Annotated in this window: 16 protein-coding genes; 14 read left to right on the top strand and 2 right to left on the bottom strand. The window is 52.7% G+C overall.

The window, feature by feature from the left end; translation table 11 throughout:
• The gene (locus ACIDE9_RS00905) at positions 1 to 864 is read right to left on the bottom strand and encodes a 3',5'-nucleoside bisphosphate phosphatase (RefSeq protein ID WP_411992027.1); all 864 of its coding nucleotides are present in this window, start codon (positions 862 to 864) and stop codon (positions 1 to 3) included.
• 127 nt (positions 865 to 991) lie between these two features.
• Here ACIDE9_RS00905 and ACIDE9_RS00900 point away from each other — a divergent pair, with 127 nt between their 5' ends.
• From ACIDE9_RS00900 to ACIDE9_RS00840, 13 genes are all read left to right on the top strand, one after another.
• Complete coding sequence (locus ACIDE9_RS00900) at positions 992 to 1,537, top strand: septation protein A (protein ID WP_411992025.1); 546 nt, start codon at positions 992 to 994, stop codon at positions 1,535 to 1,537.
• A 16-nt stretch (positions 1,538 to 1,553) separates the two neighbouring features.
• Positions 1,554 to 1,853, top strand: a complete 300-nt coding sequence (locus tag ACIDE9_RS00895) for a YciI family protein (RefSeq protein WP_194753083.1) — start codon at positions 1,554 to 1,556, stop codon at positions 1,851 to 1,853.
• A 1-nt stretch (position 1,854) separates the two neighbouring features.
• A complete protein-coding gene (locus ACIDE9_RS00890) occupies positions 1,855 to 2,118 on the top strand; it encodes a BolA family protein (protein WP_411992023.1) in 264 nt (87 codons plus the stop codon).
• A gap of 55 nt (positions 2,119 to 2,173) precedes the next feature.
• Positions 2,174 to 2,983 (top strand): peptidylprolyl isomerase, encoded by an 810-nt coding sequence (locus ACIDE9_RS00885; RefSeq protein ID WP_194740739.1) that lies wholly within the window; start codon positions 2,174 to 2,176, stop codon positions 2,981 to 2,983.
• Positions 2,984 to 3,134: 151 nt separating this feature from the next.
• Positions 3,135 to 3,392 (top strand): FeoA family protein, encoded by a 258-nt coding sequence (locus ACIDE9_RS00880; protein ID WP_194753081.1) that lies wholly within the window; start codon positions 3,135 to 3,137, stop codon positions 3,390 to 3,392.
• Positions 3,389 to 5,179, top strand: coding sequence for a ferrous iron transport protein B (feoB, locus tag ACIDE9_RS00875; protein WP_411992020.1), 1,791 nt, complete (start codon positions 3,389 to 3,391; stop codon positions 5,177 to 5,179). Before ACIDE9_RS00880 ends, feoB begins: the two co-directional genes overlap by 4 nt.
• A gap of 118 nt (positions 5,180 to 5,297) precedes the next feature.
• On the top strand, positions 5,298 to 9,209 hold the full coding sequence (gene purL / locus ACIDE9_RS00870) for a phosphoribosylformylglycinamidine synthase (protein WP_411992018.1): 3,912 nt from the start codon (positions 5,298 to 5,300) through the stop codon (positions 9,207 to 9,209).
• Between the two features lie 79 nt (positions 9,210 to 9,288).
• Positions 9,289 to 9,774: an ankyrin repeat domain-containing protein gene (locus ACIDE9_RS00865; RefSeq protein WP_194753078.1), complete on the top strand. Its 486-nt coding sequence runs from the start codon at positions 9,289 to 9,291 to the stop codon at positions 9,772 to 9,774.
• A gap of 161 nt (positions 9,775 to 9,935) precedes the next feature.
• Positions 9,936 to 10,286 carry a c-type cytochrome gene (locus tag ACIDE9_RS00860; protein WP_411992016.1) on the top strand — a complete coding sequence of 117 codons (351 nt, stop codon included), beginning with the start codon at positions 9,936 to 9,938 and terminating at the stop codon, positions 10,284 to 10,286.
• Positions 10,286 to 11,581, top strand: a complete 1,296-nt coding sequence (locus ACIDE9_RS00855) for an FCSD flavin-binding domain-containing protein (protein ID WP_411992014.1) — start codon at positions 10,286 to 10,288, stop codon at positions 11,579 to 11,581. Before ACIDE9_RS00860 ends, ACIDE9_RS00855 begins: the two co-directional genes overlap by 1 nt.
• Complete coding sequence (locus ACIDE9_RS00850; RefSeq protein ID WP_411992012.1) at positions 11,578 to 12,789, top strand: PQQ-dependent sugar dehydrogenase; 1,212 nt, start codon at positions 11,578 to 11,580, stop codon at positions 12,787 to 12,789. The genes ACIDE9_RS00855 and ACIDE9_RS00850 overlap by 4 nt, the downstream gene beginning before the upstream one ends.
• Positions 12,790 to 12,824: 35 nt before the next feature.
• Entirely contained in the window at positions 12,825 to 13,409 is a 585-nt protein-coding gene (locus tag ACIDE9_RS00845) for a hypothetical protein (RefSeq protein ID WP_194753074.1), read from the top strand.
• A gap of 8 nt (positions 13,410 to 13,417) precedes the next feature.
• Entirely contained in the window at positions 13,418 to 14,302 is an 885-nt protein-coding gene (locus ACIDE9_RS00840) for an SMP-30/gluconolactonase/LRE family protein (protein WP_411992010.1), read from the top strand.
• A gap of 166 nt (positions 14,303 to 14,468) precedes the next feature.
• Here the strand turns inward: ACIDE9_RS00840 and ACIDE9_RS00835 are convergent, their stop codons facing one another.
• Positions 14,469 to 14,654 (bottom strand): hypothetical protein, encoded by a 186-nt coding sequence (locus tag ACIDE9_RS00835; protein WP_411992008.1) that lies wholly within the window; start codon positions 14,652 to 14,654, stop codon positions 14,469 to 14,471.
• A gap of 195 nt (positions 14,655 to 14,849) precedes the next feature.
• Here ACIDE9_RS00835 and ACIDE9_RS00830 point away from each other — a divergent pair, with 195 nt between their 5' ends.
• Positions 14,850 to 15,527 (top strand): response regulator transcription factor, encoded by a 678-nt coding sequence (locus ACIDE9_RS00830; RefSeq protein ID WP_194753072.1) that lies wholly within the window; start codon positions 14,850 to 14,852, stop codon positions 15,525 to 15,527.
• Positions 15,528 to 15,536 lie beyond the last annotated feature (9 nt).

Here is a 15,536-nt window from a genome sequence, read left to right as displayed (position 1 = left end):
CTAACCCGCTACTGCTTGCAGTTGACTGGCTTCGGGCCAGTCCTGCCACACAGGCACGCAACCGGAAGGCAATGCAGGCAAACGCCCCATATCCATATAAGACATGCCCGGGCCGTGGTAATCAGAGCCTTGCGAAGCTTTTAAATCAAAACGATGCGCCAGTTTGGCAAATTGCTCATACTGCGGCGGTTGATGACTACCAGTGACCACTTCAATCGCTGCACCGCCCAGATTTCTGAATTCATTTAATAACAGATGCATATTCACAAATCCCAAATCATAGCGACCCGGGTGTGCCAGGACAGCCACCCCGCCACTATCACGAATCAACTGCATGGCCCCTTCCAGGCTCATCCACTCATGATTGACGTAACCAGGCTTGCCTTTGACCATATACTTTTTAAATACCGATTTGATATTTCTGGCATGGCCGCGCTTCACCATAAACTGGGCAAAATGGCTGCGCGTCATCACGCTATTACCCGAGAATTCCCGCGCACCTTCATATGCGTCTGCGATCCCTGCTTTTGCCAGGCCTTCGGCAATTTGTCTGGCGCGGGCATCGCGCCCTTCGCGCACTTTAGCAAAGGCGGCTAACAATTCTGGATGTTGCGGATCGACACGCAGACCGACAATATGCAAAGTACGATTTTTCCAGGTGACGGAAATCTCAACGCCATCAATAAAAGAAATCCCTAATTGCTCAGCTGCAGCACGCGCACGCGCCAACCCGCTCACCTCGTCATGATCAGTCAAGGCGAGTACCCGCACGCCTTTGCTCGCCGCATGCGCAACCAGTTCTTCAGGCGTGAGGAGCCCGTCGGACATGGTGGAATGGCAATGCAAATCAATGGGGACAGACATGATCAATAGAGGACGCCGTTTGAATAAAAAAGAGAGACAGTAAAGCGACTAACTTTACATATTGACAGAAATCATAGCAAAATAGTGCCCTCACAGATAGCAGGAATTCAGTCGCCTGAAGCCACTCATGCAAGTCATTACCGATTTACTCCCCGTCATTCTCTTTTTTATTGCCTATAAAAAGGCGGGCATCTTTACCGCCACCGCAGTCGCCATGATCAGCACCTTGGTACTGATGCTGATACTATGGATCAAACGTGGCAAGATAGACAAAATGCTGGTGATTAACGGTGCGGTGATTACTGTGCTCGGCGGCATCACCTTATTGCTGCATGATAAAACCTATATTATGTGGAAGCCAACCGCCATTTACTGGATAGGCGCACTGGTATTGCTGTTTAGCCGTTACGCCCTCAAGCGCAACCTGATCGAAAACATGCTGGGCAAAATGATGGCACCGCCGCTCGCAATCTGGGACCGACTCAACCTGTGCTGGATTGCGTTTTTGGTCGGCATGGGCATCCTCAATCTGTATGTGGCCTTTCACTTCAGTGAAGACGACTGGGTCAACTTCAAACTGTTTGGTGCCACCAGCCTGATGTTTATCTTTATTATTGCGCAAGTGTTTGCGTTAAAAGCGCACTGGATTGAACAAAACACACCTTCTCCCTGACTAAGAGACAACGACCATGCTTTACATGATTTACGCCCAGGATACCGCCAACAGTTTGCCACTGAGGCTGGAGCATCGCCCGCCGCATCTGGCTCGCTTGCAACAGCTACAGAATGAAGGGCGCTTGCTGCTCGCCGGGCCATTACCCGCCATTGATAGCATAGACCCTGGTGCAGCCGGGTTTAGCGGCAGCCTGATTGTGGCAGAATTCGATTCTTTGCAGGCCGCCACCGATTGGGCCAATGATGACCCATTTGTGCATGCAGGCGTCTATGGCAAAGTAGAAGTCAAACCCTTTAGAAAGACATTGCCATAACATGCTAAAAGCAGAAATTGAGCTCCGTTTGCAGTCGCTGGCGCCGACGCTGCTTGAGATACAGGATGACAGTGATTTGCATCGCGGACATGCAGGCAATACCGGCGGCGGGCATTTTACGCTCAAGGTAAAAAGCTCGCTATTTTCAGGAAAATCACAGATAATGCGCCATCGCATGGTCTATCAATGCTTGCAAGATTTAATGCCTCATCGCATACACGCGCTCAGTATTCAAGCCTTATCGACTGATGAGTCATTTGTTTGAAACATTTCTGTTTTTTAATATCGCACCAATTCAAATCGTTATATAAGGATATTGCATGAAATTTTTGAAAGTAATGTTGGCGATTGCTTGCTTAAGCGCACTGCCACATGTATACGCGGCGGATGCCGATGCAGTTGCTACAGTCAACGGCAAACCGATTAAAAAGACCTGGGTAGACTTTATTTTGCGCGATGCCGAAGCACGCACTGGCCAGAAAGCCAATGACGGCATGAAAGCAGCGGTTGTGAACGAATTGGTTGGTTCCGAACTGGCTTACCAGGAAGCACAAAAAGCAGGTATCGATAAATTGCCTGACTTCATCGCGAGCGAAGAGTTGGCGCGCCGTAAATTGCTGGTAAATGCATTCCTGGCTGACTTTATCAAGAAAAACCCAGTGACCGATGCCGAGAAAAAAGAAGGCTACGAGCAGTATAAAAAAGAACTGGGCGACAAAGAATATAATGCGCGCCACATTCTGGTGAAAACTGAAGCAGAAGCCAAAGCGATTATTGCCGACCTGAAAAAAGGCACTGACTTTGCCAAGATTGCTAAAGAAAAATCACAGGATCCAGGCTCTAAAGACAAAGGTGGCGATCTGGGCTGGTTCTCACCGGCTGGCATGGTAAGACCATTTGCCGATGCGCTGGTTGGCCTGAAAAAAGGTGAAACTACACCTGAGCCAGTACAGTCACAATTTGGCTGGCATGTCATCAAACTGGTCGATACACGCGCACTGCAAGCACCACCGTACGAAAAAGTGCAAGAAGGCATTGAGCGTACACTGCAACAACGCAAGCTGGAAAAATACATGCTAGGTCTGAAAGACAAAGCGAAGATTGATGTGTCTGGCGTTGAAAAAAAATAAGCCTGGATCATCTGTCCACCCAATAAAAAAGCCAGTTTAGACTGGCTTTTTTATTGGGTCAGCCGCTCCGCGTGACGGCGTTCACGTGTACAGAAACCTTTTCTTTGCCTGACAATCTGAGATAAAATCAAGAATTATTCTCATTTGTAATATGCACATGCATCTTGACGCCCTCAAACCCGGCCAGTCTGCCATCATTGACCGCATTCATGCCGAGCAAGCCTTAGCGCAACGCCTGAGCGCCTTGGGCTTCCGGTCTGGCAAACAGCTGGAAGTCATCCGACAGGCTGCATTTAACGGCCCACTGCATGTGCGTATCGGCTCGACGGACGTCATTATCCGCCTGCAGGATGCCAAAGCCATCCATGTGCACCCCCTCTCCAACCAGACAGAATCTACCACTGCATGAAACGTGTTGCCCTGCTCGGAATGCCCAACACGGGCAAATCCACCCTGTTCAATCGCTTAAGCGGCGCTTCGGCGCGTGTCGGCAACTGGCCTGGCATTACGGTAGATTTAATGAGCGCCAAGATTTTGCTGGGCGGCCATATTGCTGAACTGGTTGACTTGCCAGGGCTGTATGACTTGCATGGCTTTTCTGATGACGAGCACGTCGTCAGGCACTTTTTAAGCCATCATGCGATAGATTTGGTGCTGATCATCCTCAACAGCGCACAAATTGACCGTCAATTATCGCTGGCATTGCAAATTCGTGCATTGGGACTTCCCGCCGTGTTGCTGCTCAATATGGAGGATGAAGCCAAGCGTGCAGGCATCACCATTGACGCTCAAGCCATGAGCAAACAGCTGGGCATGCCCGTGCGCACCATCAGCGCCAAATACGGCCAGGGTTGCCCCGAAGCACTGCAACTGGCGGCACAAACCCTTTTGCAGCAGCCCAACCTGGTGACACCGGAAACCATCGCAGGCAAGCTGGAGATGGACAATGCCATCGAGCAGGAAATGCACCAGATCATTGACCGTACCGTGCATTTCCCACTACAGCTCAATCACAGCCTGACCGACCGGCTAGACAAGGTGTTGCTGCATCCATGGCTAGGATTGCCCCTTTTCCTGCTCTCAGTGTTCATGTTGTTCCAGTTTATCTTTACCGTAGGTGCGCCGCTGCAAGAAGGCATGGCTTGGCTGTTTGACAGCCTGCGTAGCGAGGCACTAGAGCCAGCGCTGGCAAGTTTGCCCACTTGGTTAAATGGCTTGTTACTGGACGGCCTGTATACCGGCTTTAGCACGGTAGCTGCCTTTGTACCGATTATCGTGCTGTTCTTCCTGGTCATGAGCATGGTGGAAGATAGCGGTTATTTGTCACGTGCGGCATTCCTAATGGATACGCTGATGGCGAAAATGGGCCTGGATGGCCGTGGCTTTGTCATGATGCTGATGGGCTTTGGCTGTAACGTGCCCGCTTTGATGGGCACACGCGTCATGCGTAGCCGCCCCATGCGCTTACTGACCATGCTCACGATTCCCTTATCGCTATGTTCCGCGCGGCTACAGGTATTCCTGTTTATCATTGCCATCCTGTTCCCGCCCTCACAAGCCGCACTGGTGCTGTTCTCGCTCTATATGGTGAGTTTCGCGACGATATTCATCACCGCCATCCTATTCAAAGGCAAGTTTGCCAGCCGCGAGCCGTTTGTGCTTGAACTCCCACCTTATCGCTTCCCGACGCCGCAGCAAATCTGGATGCGTGGCTGGCAAGAGGTGAAACACTTCCTGGCACGTGCCACCAAATTTATTGTGATTGGCGTGGTCATGGTCTGGCTACTCACACACCTGCCGACGACCGCAGTGCCTGCCAGCCCAGAAACATGGGCAGGTAGCATAGGCCGCTTCTTCTCGCCCGTGCTGGATCCGATCGGGATCGATACCGAATTGGCGATTGCCCTGATTTTTGGGTTTGTCGCCAAAGAAATCGTCGTTGGCTCGCTGGCAGTGATTTACGGCTTACAGGGCGATGCGCTTAGCCATCAAATCGCCAGCCATATCGACTGGGTGCAAGGCATGAGTTTTATGCTGTTCACGCTGATTTATACCCCTTGCCTGTCTACCATTGCCACGCTCAAATCCGAAAGCAAGAGCAGTGGCTTTATGTGGCTATCGCTTGCTTGGTCACTGGGGCTGGCGTGGGTCATCAGCTTCCTGTTTTACCAGAGCGCCCGCGCACTGGGTTACTAAACACCAACGGCCACCTGTGTGTGGCCGTTTTTTATTGGCCGTTCGATTAGCCCTGCGAGACGACGCGCTTTCTGTTAAAATAACGGTTTGAATTTTCATTGAAAAATCCAACCGTCACATGTCCAGTCAAGCGCATTTTTTTAGCCTGCGCGGCAGCGCCGCCCTCTCGCAATTCCGTCTCGATAAACTGTATAGCGCCCTCAAAGTCAGCGCACCGAATATCGGCCACATTTACACCGAATTTGTGCATTTCGCCTTTAGCGAACATGCGCTGAGTGCCGCCGAGCAAGAGACCCTACGCCAGATTCTGACTTACGGCCCGCACACGGATATCGAATCACCGACGGGCGAACTGTTGTTGGTCACACCTCGCATAGGCACCATTTCACCGTGGGCATCACGTGCGACTGACATTGCGCACAACTGCGGCCTGAGCAGCCTGTTGCGTCTGGAGCGTGGCATTGCCTACTACGTGACCACCCAAAACGGCCAGCCACTGACCGATAGCGAAAAACAGGCGTTACGTGCAGCCATCCAAGACCGCATGACGGAAACCGTGATCTACAGCCTGGCCGATGCCGAAAAACTGTATCACCACGCTGATCCTAAACCGTTATCCAGCATCGACATCCTGGTCGGTGGCAAAGCGGCGCTTGAAGCTGCCAACAATGACATGGGCTTGGCCTTATCGCCTGACGAAGTCGATTACCTGCTGGAAAATTATACAAAAATGGGCCGCAACCCGACCGATGTCGAGCTGATGATGTTTGCCCAGGCCAACTCAGAACATTGCCGCCACAAGATTTTCAATGCCGACTGGGTGATTGATGGCGTGCAACAAGAGTTGTCGCTGTTCAATATGATTCGCAACACACACAAGCTGAATCCAGGCCATACCGTCGTCGCGTACTCAGACAACTCGTCTATCGTGCAAGGCCAGAAAACCAAGCGTTTTTACCCGTCTGCCGATCAGAGTTACCAGTTTGTAGAAGACAATATGCACTACCTCATGAAGGTAGAAACGCATAACCACCCAACCGCGATTTCACCCTTTGCCGGTGCGGCTACGGGTGCAGGTGGCGAGATTCGTGACGAAGGTGCCACCGGTATTGGCTCGAAACCTAAAGCAGGCCTGGCCGGCTTCTCGGTGTCTAACCTCAACCTGCCAGACTTTACTCAGCCGTGGGAAACCAACTACGGCAAGCCCGGCCGTATCGCCAGCCCGCTGCAAATCATGATAGACGGCCCACTCGGTGGCGCCGCTTATAACAACGAATTTGGGCGCCCCAACATTGCCGGTTACTTCCGTACCTTTGAATTGGAAACCACGGGCACTGATGGCAAAGCAGAAGTGCGCGGCTACCACAAACCGATTATGCTAGCTGGTGGTGTCGGTAATATTTCCGATAGCCATAGTTTTAAAAACAGCATCCCGCCTGGTTCAGCCCTGATTCAACTGGGCGGCCCGGCTATGCTGATCGGCCTGGGCGGTGGTGCAGCTTCCAGTATGGATACCGGTGCCAACACTGAAAACCTGGATTTTGACTCCGTGCAGCGAGGCAACCCTGAGCTGCAACGCCGTGCGCAAGAGGTCATCGACCGTTGCTGGCAAATGGGGGACAAGAACCCTATTTTAAGCATCCACGACGTCGGTGCCGGTGGCATCTCCAACGCCTTCCCTGAACTGGTCAATGATGCCAAAGTAGGTGCGGTGTTCCAACTGCGTGATGTGCACAACGAAGAGCCTGGCATGAGCCCACGCGAATTGTGGAGTAACGAAGCACAAGAGCGCTATGTGCTCGCCGTGACTCAAGACCAGTTGCCACTGTTCGAAGCTATCTGTGCACGTGAGCGCTGCCCGTTCGCGGTCGTCGGCGTGACGACTGAAGAACGTCACTTAACCGTGGAAGACACTCACTTTGCCAACAAGCCAGTCGACATGGAATTGTCCGTGTTGTTGGGTAAACCACCAAAAATGCTGCGCGACGTGAAGTCCACCCCGAAAAACCTGCAAGCGTTTGACACCAGCACCGTAGACCTGAAAGACGCCGTCGCACGTGTATTGCGCCTGCCAGGTGTGGCTGACAAAACCTTCCTCATCACGATCGGTGACCGCAGCGTCACCGGCCTGATTGCACGCGACCAGATGGTCGGCCCATGGCAAGTGCCGGTCAGCAACGTGGCCGTGACTTGCGCCGGGTTTGAAACCAATATTGGCGAAGCATTTGCCATCGGCGAAAAGGCCCCGCTGGCACTCATTGACGCGCCTGCTTCTGGCCGCATGGCGATTGGTGAAGCCATCACCAACATTGCTGCCGCGGCCATTAGTGAGATCGGCAACCTCAAACTGTCCGCCAACTGGATGGCCCCTGCTGGCCACGCCGGTGAAGATGCCGCACTGTACGCCACCGTGAAAACCGTGGGCATGGAGTTGTGTCCGGCACTGGGTATCAGCATCCCGGTGGGTAAAGACTCCATGAGTATGAAAACCGTGTGGCAAGACAACGGTGAAAATAAAGCAGTGACTGCGCCAATTTCACTGGTGATTTCAGCGTTTGCCAATACGCCAGATGTGCGCAAAACCCTGACGCCACAACTGCGCACCGATTTGGGTGAGAGCGAGCTGATCCTGATCGACCTCGGCAATGGCCGCAACCGCATGGGCGGCTCGGCCCTGGCGCAAGTCTACAAGCAACTGGGCAATAGCGTGCCGGATGTTGACCAGCCAGCACAATTGAAAGCGTTTTTCGCTGCGATTCAGCAATTGAACAGTGACGGCAAACTGCTAGCTTATCATGACCGCTCTGACGGCGGCCTGTATGTCACATTGGCAGAAATGGCGTTTGCTGGTCATTGCGGCCTCAATATTGACTTGTCCAGCCTGGGTAACGATCACATCAGCACGCTGTTTAACGAAGAACTGGGGGCCGTGGTGCAAGTGCGTGCCGCAGACGCCGCCGCGATTGCAGCGCAACTGCAACAGGCGCTGGGCGCCTGTGTACATCGCATCGGCCAGGTCAACGCGGGGCATGACATTGCAATCAAACAAGGCAACACGCAATACCAAGCCTCACGTATTGAGTTGCACCGTATGTGGTCTGAAACCACTTACCGCATGCAAAGCCTGCGTGACAACCCGACCTGTGCGCAGCAGGAATATGACCGCATCCTCAACGCCGATGATGCCGGTTTGCATGCCAAGCTGACGTTCGACCTCAACGATAATATCGCTGCGCCCTATATCAATACCGGCAAACGTCCCAATATGGCAATCTTGCGTGAGCAAGGCGTCAACGGCCAGACCGAAATGGCCGCCGCCTTTGACCGCGCAGGCTTTAATAGCGTAGACGTCCATATGAGCGACGTCATCAGTGGCCGCGTGTCCCTCAAAGACTTTGCCGGCCTGGTCGCCTGTGGTGGCTTCTCTTACGGTGACGTGCTAGGTGCTGGCGAAGGCTGGGCCAAGTCCATCCTGTTCAACAACCGCGCCCGCGACGAATTCAGCGCCTTCTTTAACCGCACCGATACCTTCGCCCTGGGCGTGTGTAACGGTTGCCAGATGATGAGCAACCTGCACAGCATTATTCCTGGTGCCGAGCACTGGCCGCATTTCGTGCGCAACAAGTCCGAACAATTTGAAGCCCGTGTGGCGCTGATCGAGATTTTATCTTCACCTTCCATCTTCTTTGATGGCATGGCAGGCAGCCGCATGCCGATCGCTGTGGCACATGGTGAAGGTTTTACGGAATTTACTGATGCCAGCGCGGTCACAAGTGTGCTACAACAGCAACTGGCAACTGTGCGCTATGTTGACCATGCTGCGCAAGCGACCGAGGTCTACCCGTTTAACCCGAATGGTTCGCCACAGGGCTTGACCGGTTTCACTACGCAAGACGGCCGTTTCAGCATCATGATGCCACACCCTGAACGCGTGTTCAGGGCCGTACAACACTCCTGGTGCCCAGACGGGTGGCAAGAGGACGGCCCATGGATGCGTATGTTCAGGAATGCACGCAAGTTTGTGGGTTAAGCGAAACCGGCTCACGTGGTTTCGCCATTAAAACAAAGTGGTTATTTTTAAAAATGAAAATCAGGTGTTTGGAGAGATTATGAAATCAGTTAAGTTTTTAGTGGCCTTGTTCTCACTGTCATTTGCCTTACAGGCATTTGCGCTGTCAGATGAGGAGTACATGGAGTTTACCGAGGCGCTTACAGGTGGCAATATTAAAGTCGTCAAAAAGTTTGTGGAAGCAGACCCAACCCTGGTCAAACAAAAATTCTTTGCCTGGGAGCCACTGCAAATGGCGGCGTCAAAAGGCAAACTGGACGTGGTGAAATACCTTGTGTCCAAAGGTGCTGACCTGAACTATGTACACCCTGCCAGCCATAACACGGCGTTCCATATGTCTGCCTTTATCGGCGACACCGCGACCATGAAATACCTGGCTGCTGCGGGTGCGGATGTGAACATCAAACTCAAAGGCGATGTATCCCTGGTACGCTATTTCAAAGAAGAAAATGACCAGAAAATGGTCGACCTGCTGACTGAACTTGGCACCAAAAATGATGGCTGTCAGGAAGAAAAATGCTTCTAATCGCTGGCAACTCGCAACGATATTGAACAAAAACGGTCATGATATTCATGGCCGTTTTTGTTTTATGACTATCGTTTTGAGGCGGTGTGTAACCAGAGTCACTCACGCCTGCGCTGCCATTTAGAATAATGTGAGTCATCACAAAAATCTTGGGGGAAAGTATGAAGCAGGTATACGCAAGTATGTTATGGGCTTGTGTCGTCGCATGGTCGCTAGCGGCGCAGGCAGAAGACTCCTCGGCAATTCACACCCTGGCGGCCTCTTGCGCTGCCTGCCACGGCCCTAACGGCAACAGCCTGGGCGGCACGCCTACGCTGGCTGCCCTCAACCAGGATTACTTTGTGCAGCGCATGCAGGGCTTTAAGGATGGCTCGGTATCATCGACAGTCATGCATCATCATGCCAAAGGCTTGACCAAGGAAGAAATCACCGCCCTGGCAAGTTATTTCGCACAGCAGCCCAGACAAACAGCGCATGCCTTGCCGCATCAATCATTCCTGGGGGCACAATAATGCAGCCGGATTCTATCTTGACCAGCCATCCTGTCAGCACAACACGCAGGCAATTTGTGCGCTCAGTGATTTATGGCGGACTCGCCTTTTATGGCCTGCCCGCTTTTGCCCGTGCCAGCAAACCACCTCTAGGCCATGTGGTAATAGTAGGCGCAGGGTTTGCAGGCCTCACCGCCGCCAAATACTTACGCGCCTGGAGCATGGGCAACCTCAAAGTCACCATTATTGAGCCTAACCCGCAATTTATCTCCTGCCCGCAGAGCAACCTGGTGCTGGGTGGTAGCCGGACACTGGATCAGTTAAGTTTTGGCTATGACTTATCACGCAAACAGCATGGGCTAAACTGGGTGAAAGACAGCGTGACTGCGGTGGATCTCGCTAATAAGCAAGTGCAACTTACACGCGGCAACCTCAGCTATGACCGCCTGATACTCGCGCCTGGCGTGGACTTTAATTACAGCAAGATTCCAGGCATGCCCGCGCCAGTGGCTGATATTCCGCACGCATGGAAAGCAGGCAAGCAAACGCTGCAACTACGGCAGCAACTGGAAAGCATGCCGGATGGCGGCGTGTTTGTAATGACGATCCCAACGGGCGCTTACCGCTGCCCGCCCGGCCCCTATGAACGTGCCTGCCAAGTGGCGCATTATTTCAAACAGCACAAACCACGCAGCAAAGTGCTGATTCTGGATGCCAATGCTGACATTACCTCCAAAAAAGGCCTGTTCCTGCAAAGTTTCAATGGTGCCTACCAGGGCATCATTGAATACCATAACAATAGTGAAATCCTGCAACTGGATGCCGCCAGTAAAACCATTAAAACCGACTTTGAAACTGTGAAAGCAGACGTGCTGAATGTGATTCCGCCGCAACTGGCGGGCAAAGTGGCACAAGTGGCTGGCCTGAATAATGTCGATGGCCGCTGGTGCGAAGTCGACTTTGTCACTTATGCATCGAGCTTGCAGTCGGATGTGCATATCATCGGCGACAGTATTTCGGCAGGCTTACCTAAGTCTGCCCATATGGCGACCTCGCAAGCCAAAGTCTGTGCCGCCGCTATCATAGACCTGCAAACTGGCAACGCGCCTAATCCGCTGCCCGTATTTGCCAACACCTGCTATAGCTTTGTCGACGACCAGCAAGCCATGCATGTGGCCAATGTCTATCGTTATGACCCGGCCAAGAAGTCCATGGTGTCCGCTGAAGGCGGCGGCGTATCTACCAAAGCCACCGTGCAGGAAGGCGAATACGCCCAGGCCTGGGCAGAAAACATCTGGGCAGACACATTGACATGACCACAGCACATGCCCAAACCTCCTCGGCTGGTAAAGTCTCGCGCCTGCTGCTGATCGCGCTCACGGGTTTATGTACAGCAATTGGCTTGCATTACGCCATGGCACAAACCCCTGCCGTGGAGACTGCCTTATCGGCATTGGAAGTCCCTGCCGGGCTCAAGATCGAGCGCTTTAGTGATGTCAGCACCTTGGGGGCGCCACGTATGCTGGCGCTAGATAGCCAGGGGCGGCTATTAGTCAGTTTGTCCGACACCGGCCGTATCGTACGCTTAAACGCACAAGGCGAAGCAGAGGTCATCGCACAAGGCCTCAACGCGCCACACGGCCTGGTACTGCTGGGCGAAGACTTGCTGGTGGCCGAGCAAACTGGCGTGGTCAAGCTACCCAAACAGGGCGATAGCTGGGGGGCACCACAGCCCTTTATCCGCAATTTTCCCAGTGGTGGCCATAGCCTGAAAACACTCAAACTGTCGCCTGATGGTTATCTGTTTATCAATGTCGGCTCCAGTTGTAATGTCTGTGTTGAAGACAATCCTACGCGCGCCACGCTATTGCGCTACACCCTGGATGGTCGCCCTGCCGGGGCCTTGCTGACCGTTGGCCGCCATGCACAAAGTGCAATTTGGGCGCGGGGCCTGCGTAACAGCCAAAGTGTTGCCTGGCACCCACAAAGCGGCGAAATGTTTGCCACCAACAATGGCGCCGATAACCGCAGCGGGCAAAAAAATGGCGTGGTCGATGATGACTTGCCCCCAGAACACCTGAACAAGATTGAAGCAGGCCAGCATTATGGCTGGCCCTATTGCTGGGCGAATCCTGCACAGCCGGGGCAGCTCATGCAAGACCCAAACTTTGTAGGCGAAACTGGCGTTTGCCAACAGGCGCAGGCGCCCGCACTCACACTCCCCTCACACAGCACCCCCATAGGCATCACCTTTTTACATCAAAGCCGATTGCCTGATGACCTCAAACAGGATGCCATTGTGGCTCTGCATGGTTCCTGGAACCGCAAACAACCCAGCGGCTACGCCTTGCTGCGTGTACAATTCAGGAACCAACAGCCGGTGGCAAGCGTCCCATTCATCAGTGGCTGGCTGCAAGGCAAACAAGCCTGGGGACGACCGGTAGATGTCATTGTCGGTGCCGATGGCTGGCTCTATGTGTCAGATGACCTGACCGGCTGGATTTACCGTATTCGCAGCCTGTAATCGCACGCTGCAAAGCATTTTTTCAGGAGCAATATATGAAACGCATGTTATTGTCTATCACTGGCACTCTCTGCCTGGGCTGGATTAGCCTGAGTCAGGCAGAGACCTCCCCTGCCCTGGTCATCCAGGTGCCAGAGTCTTTTTACCAGCATCCGGTACGCCTTCTGAACCCTTACCTCAACTATTGGCATAACCGTGCCGAAGCCGCCGAAGCGGTCGGCTTGAGCAGCTTCCAGGCACAAAAATACACCACGTCCAGCTGTGAAGCCGAGGCCAAAGGTCAGGCACTGGTCGTGATTGAGCCCAATATGTTTTACAACCCGCAAACTGGTGTTTTTTATAGCGAAATCACCGCCAAAGTGTACAACCAGCCCGCAGCTGACAGCGCACTGGGCAAACCACTGGTGACCGTTAAAGGCGAAGGTCAATCACGCGGCTGGCTGACTTATAACGTAGAGTACTTTACCCATCAGTCCTACCAGCGTGCATTTGACCAGGTGATCCAGCAATTACAGCAGAATCAGGTATTCCAGCAATCCGTGTCGCAAGCCCCGGTACAAACCTATCAGGCGTTATGCAATAGCATCAACACCTTAAGCCAACCCAAAGCCTTTTTCTAGGAGTGTTTATGTTGTTTGCCCACCATGTTCGCCGTACATTGATTTCCAGCGTACTGGCCGCGTTACTCCTTACCATCAGCAGCCTCAGCCAGGCTCATGGTTTGGAGCCTGTGAATGGCCTGTTAACACCTGAGTCTGTGGTACAAGCCGCCGATGGCAAAATCTACGTATCTGAAATCAATGGCTTTGGCCAGGATGGCGATGGCCAGATTCGCGTCATTGACCATGGCAAAACTTCGGTCTTGATACAAGGCCTGGATGACCCCAAAGGGCTGGTGCTGATCGGCACTGATTTATACATTGCCGACAAAACGCGCGTGTTGCGTGTGGCCCTGACTCAGCCCACGGCCAGCGCAGAAGTATTTCTGGCAGCAACAGATTTTCCAAAAGTGCCGCAATTTCTCAATGACCTGAGTGCAGATGCCAATGGCAATCTGTATATCAGTGACAGTGGTGATATTCTGGGTAGCGGCAAAGGCGGCATTATTTATAAAGTCACACCGCAGCGTCAACTCAGTTTACTGCTGGACGGGACCATTGATGCACGCATTTTAGCCCCAAACGGCTTGCTGGCCGATGCCAAAGGTGAGCACCTGCTCTTGGTCGACTTCACTTCTGGCGTGCTTTACAACTACAACCTGCTAACTAAAAAACTGGATGAAGTGGCCAGTGGCTTGGGCGGTGGCGATGGCATTGTCAAACAGGCAAATGGTACGATTTATGTCAGTGACTGGAAATCAGGCAAAGTCTTCCGTATTGACCAGCAACATAAGGTCACTCTGGTGAAAGAGGGTTATCAATCTGCCGCAGATATTGCGCTGACACAAGATGACCATCATTTGCTGGTGCCGGACATGAAGGCAGGCAAGCTGGATATTATAGATTTGCGCTAAAAAGTACGAGATGGGCTTGCGCGAGGTGCCAAGCCCACATCAGATGCCCTAAATCACAGATAAAAAAAACCACGCTTGCGCGTGGTTAAAGTGAGAGGATACACACGAAACTGCTGATTGCCTCAACACACTGCAGGGAATTCAGCGTGCTTAGGCAACTGCACAGTTACTTGGTTTGCGCAGTTTTTTTGTCAACCTCCTTTTGGGAGTTGACCGCTGGCTGCGCGACAGCGTGTCTGGCTACTTTCAAATGTTTCTGCAATTCAACCTGATCATGTGGCGAGGGATTGGTCCCGGCCATGGCATAGGCTGAAAGAATGAATCCCGACATGACTAACAGGGTCTTGATCATGATCGCTCCTTAATCGCTGCTGCTCATTTAATATTCTGTGTTAATGGCATCGTGGCTCGCATCGCGTTGTCCACCCTTGCACAATACGCTGCTCTCCTTACAGCTAACTTACGTCTGGCTTGCAGCAAACTTACAAACGAAAAACCCGCCAGCATTGAGGTACACTGGACATATTCAGACCAGCGGATATCAACGATGCGTTTATTAATTGTGGAAGATGATTTAGTGATTGCCAACGGACTGGTGCGTGCCCTCAGCCAGTCGCAATACGCGGTTGATCACGTCACCGATGGCAAACAAGCCTTGCGTGCCATTCAGGATGACGTCTACGATATGGTGATTCTTGACCTCGGGTTACCCACCATGGACGGCATGCAGTTACTATCACACCTGCGTCAGCAGGCGAACGCGATTGCGGTGCTGATTCTGACTGCGCGTGAAGATGTCGCCACACGCGTGCAGGCGCTGGACCTGGGGGCTGATGACTTCCTGACCAAACCATTTCATCTCGAAGAACTTGAAGCACGTGTACGTGCATTGATACGCCGCAGCAAACTGGGCAACAACCTACCGTTGCAATGCGGCAATTTAAAACTGGATGTCGCCAACAAACTGGCCAGCATTAATGAACAACCCATCACGCTGTCTGCCCGCGAACTCAACCTGCTGGAAACACTGATGATGCGTACCGGGAAAATTATCGCCAAAGAGCAAATCATGGAGTCGCTGTGTAACTGGGACGAAACTCTGGGTGACAATGCCATTGAGGTGTATATCCACCGCCTGCGCAAGAAAATTGAACCCAGCGGCGCCCATATCCGTACCGTCCGTGGCCTAGGCTATATGCTGGAAGCCGAACACCTAAGCCTTTAATGACACGCT

It is taken from the genome of Methylophilus sp. 'Pure River' (assembly GCF_046765995.1).
Lineage (GTDB): Bacteria > Pseudomonadota > Gammaproteobacteria > Burkholderiales > Methylophilaceae > Methylophilus.
Note: the sequence above shows the minus strand (reverse complement) of the source record. Positions and strands in the feature narration are given on the sequence as shown.

Excerpts from the sequence above, each read along its gene's own strand:
- ACIDE9_RS00905 (WP_411992027.1), bottom strand. The coding sequence starts at position 864 with ATGTCTGTCCCCATTGATTTGCATTGCCATTCCACCATGTCCGACGGG.
- ACIDE9_RS00880 (WP_194753081.1), top strand. The coding sequence starts at position 3,135 with ATGCACATGCATCTTGACGCCCTCAAACCCGGCCAGTCTGCCATCATT.
- ACIDE9_RS00840 (WP_411992010.1), top strand. The coding sequence starts at position 13,418 with ATGTTGTTTGCCCACCATGTTCGCCGTACATTGATTTCCAGCGTACTG.
- purL (WP_411992018.1), top strand. The coding sequence starts at position 5,298 with ATGTCCAGTCAAGCGCATTTTTTTAGCCTGCGCGGCAGCGCCGCCCTC.
- ACIDE9_RS00850 (WP_411992012.1), top strand. The coding sequence starts at position 11,578 with ATGACCACAGCACATGCCCAAACCTCCTCGGCTGGTAAAGTCTCGCGC.
- ACIDE9_RS00895 (WP_194753083.1), top strand. The coding sequence starts at position 1,554 with ATGCTTTACATGATTTACGCCCAGGATACCGCCAACAGTTTGCCACTG.
- ACIDE9_RS00855 (WP_411992014.1), top strand. The coding sequence starts at position 10,286 with ATGCAGCCGGATTCTATCTTGACCAGCCATCCTGTCAGCACAACACGC.
- ACIDE9_RS00865 (WP_194753078.1), top strand. The coding sequence starts at position 9,289 with ATGAAATCAGTTAAGTTTTTAGTGGCCTTGTTCTCACTGTCATTTGCC.
- ACIDE9_RS00885 (WP_194740739.1), top strand. The coding sequence starts at position 2,174 with ATGAAATTTTTGAAAGTAATGTTGGCGATTGCTTGCTTAAGCGCACTG.
- ACIDE9_RS00900 (WP_411992025.1), top strand. The coding sequence starts at position 992 with ATGCAAGTCATTACCGATTTACTCCCCGTCATTCTCTTTTTTATTGCC.
- ACIDE9_RS00835 (WP_411992008.1), bottom strand. The coding sequence starts at position 14,654 with ATGATCAAGACCCTGTTAGTCATGTCGGGATTCATTCTTTCAGCCTAT.
- ACIDE9_RS00830 (WP_194753072.1), top strand. The coding sequence starts at position 14,850 with ATGCGTTTATTAATTGTGGAAGATGATTTAGTGATTGCCAACGGACTG.
- feoB (WP_411992020.1), top strand. The coding sequence starts at position 3,389 with ATGAAACGTGTTGCCCTGCTCGGAATGCCCAACACGGGCAAATCCACC.
- ACIDE9_RS00890 (WP_411992023.1), top strand. The coding sequence starts at position 1,855 with ATGCTAAAAGCAGAAATTGAGCTCCGTTTGCAGTCGCTGGCGCCGACG.
- ACIDE9_RS00845 (WP_194753074.1), top strand. The coding sequence starts at position 12,825 with ATGAAACGCATGTTATTGTCTATCACTGGCACTCTCTGCCTGGGCTGG.
- ACIDE9_RS00860 (WP_411992016.1), top strand. The coding sequence starts at position 9,936 with ATGAAGCAGGTATACGCAAGTATGTTATGGGCTTGTGTCGTCGCATGG.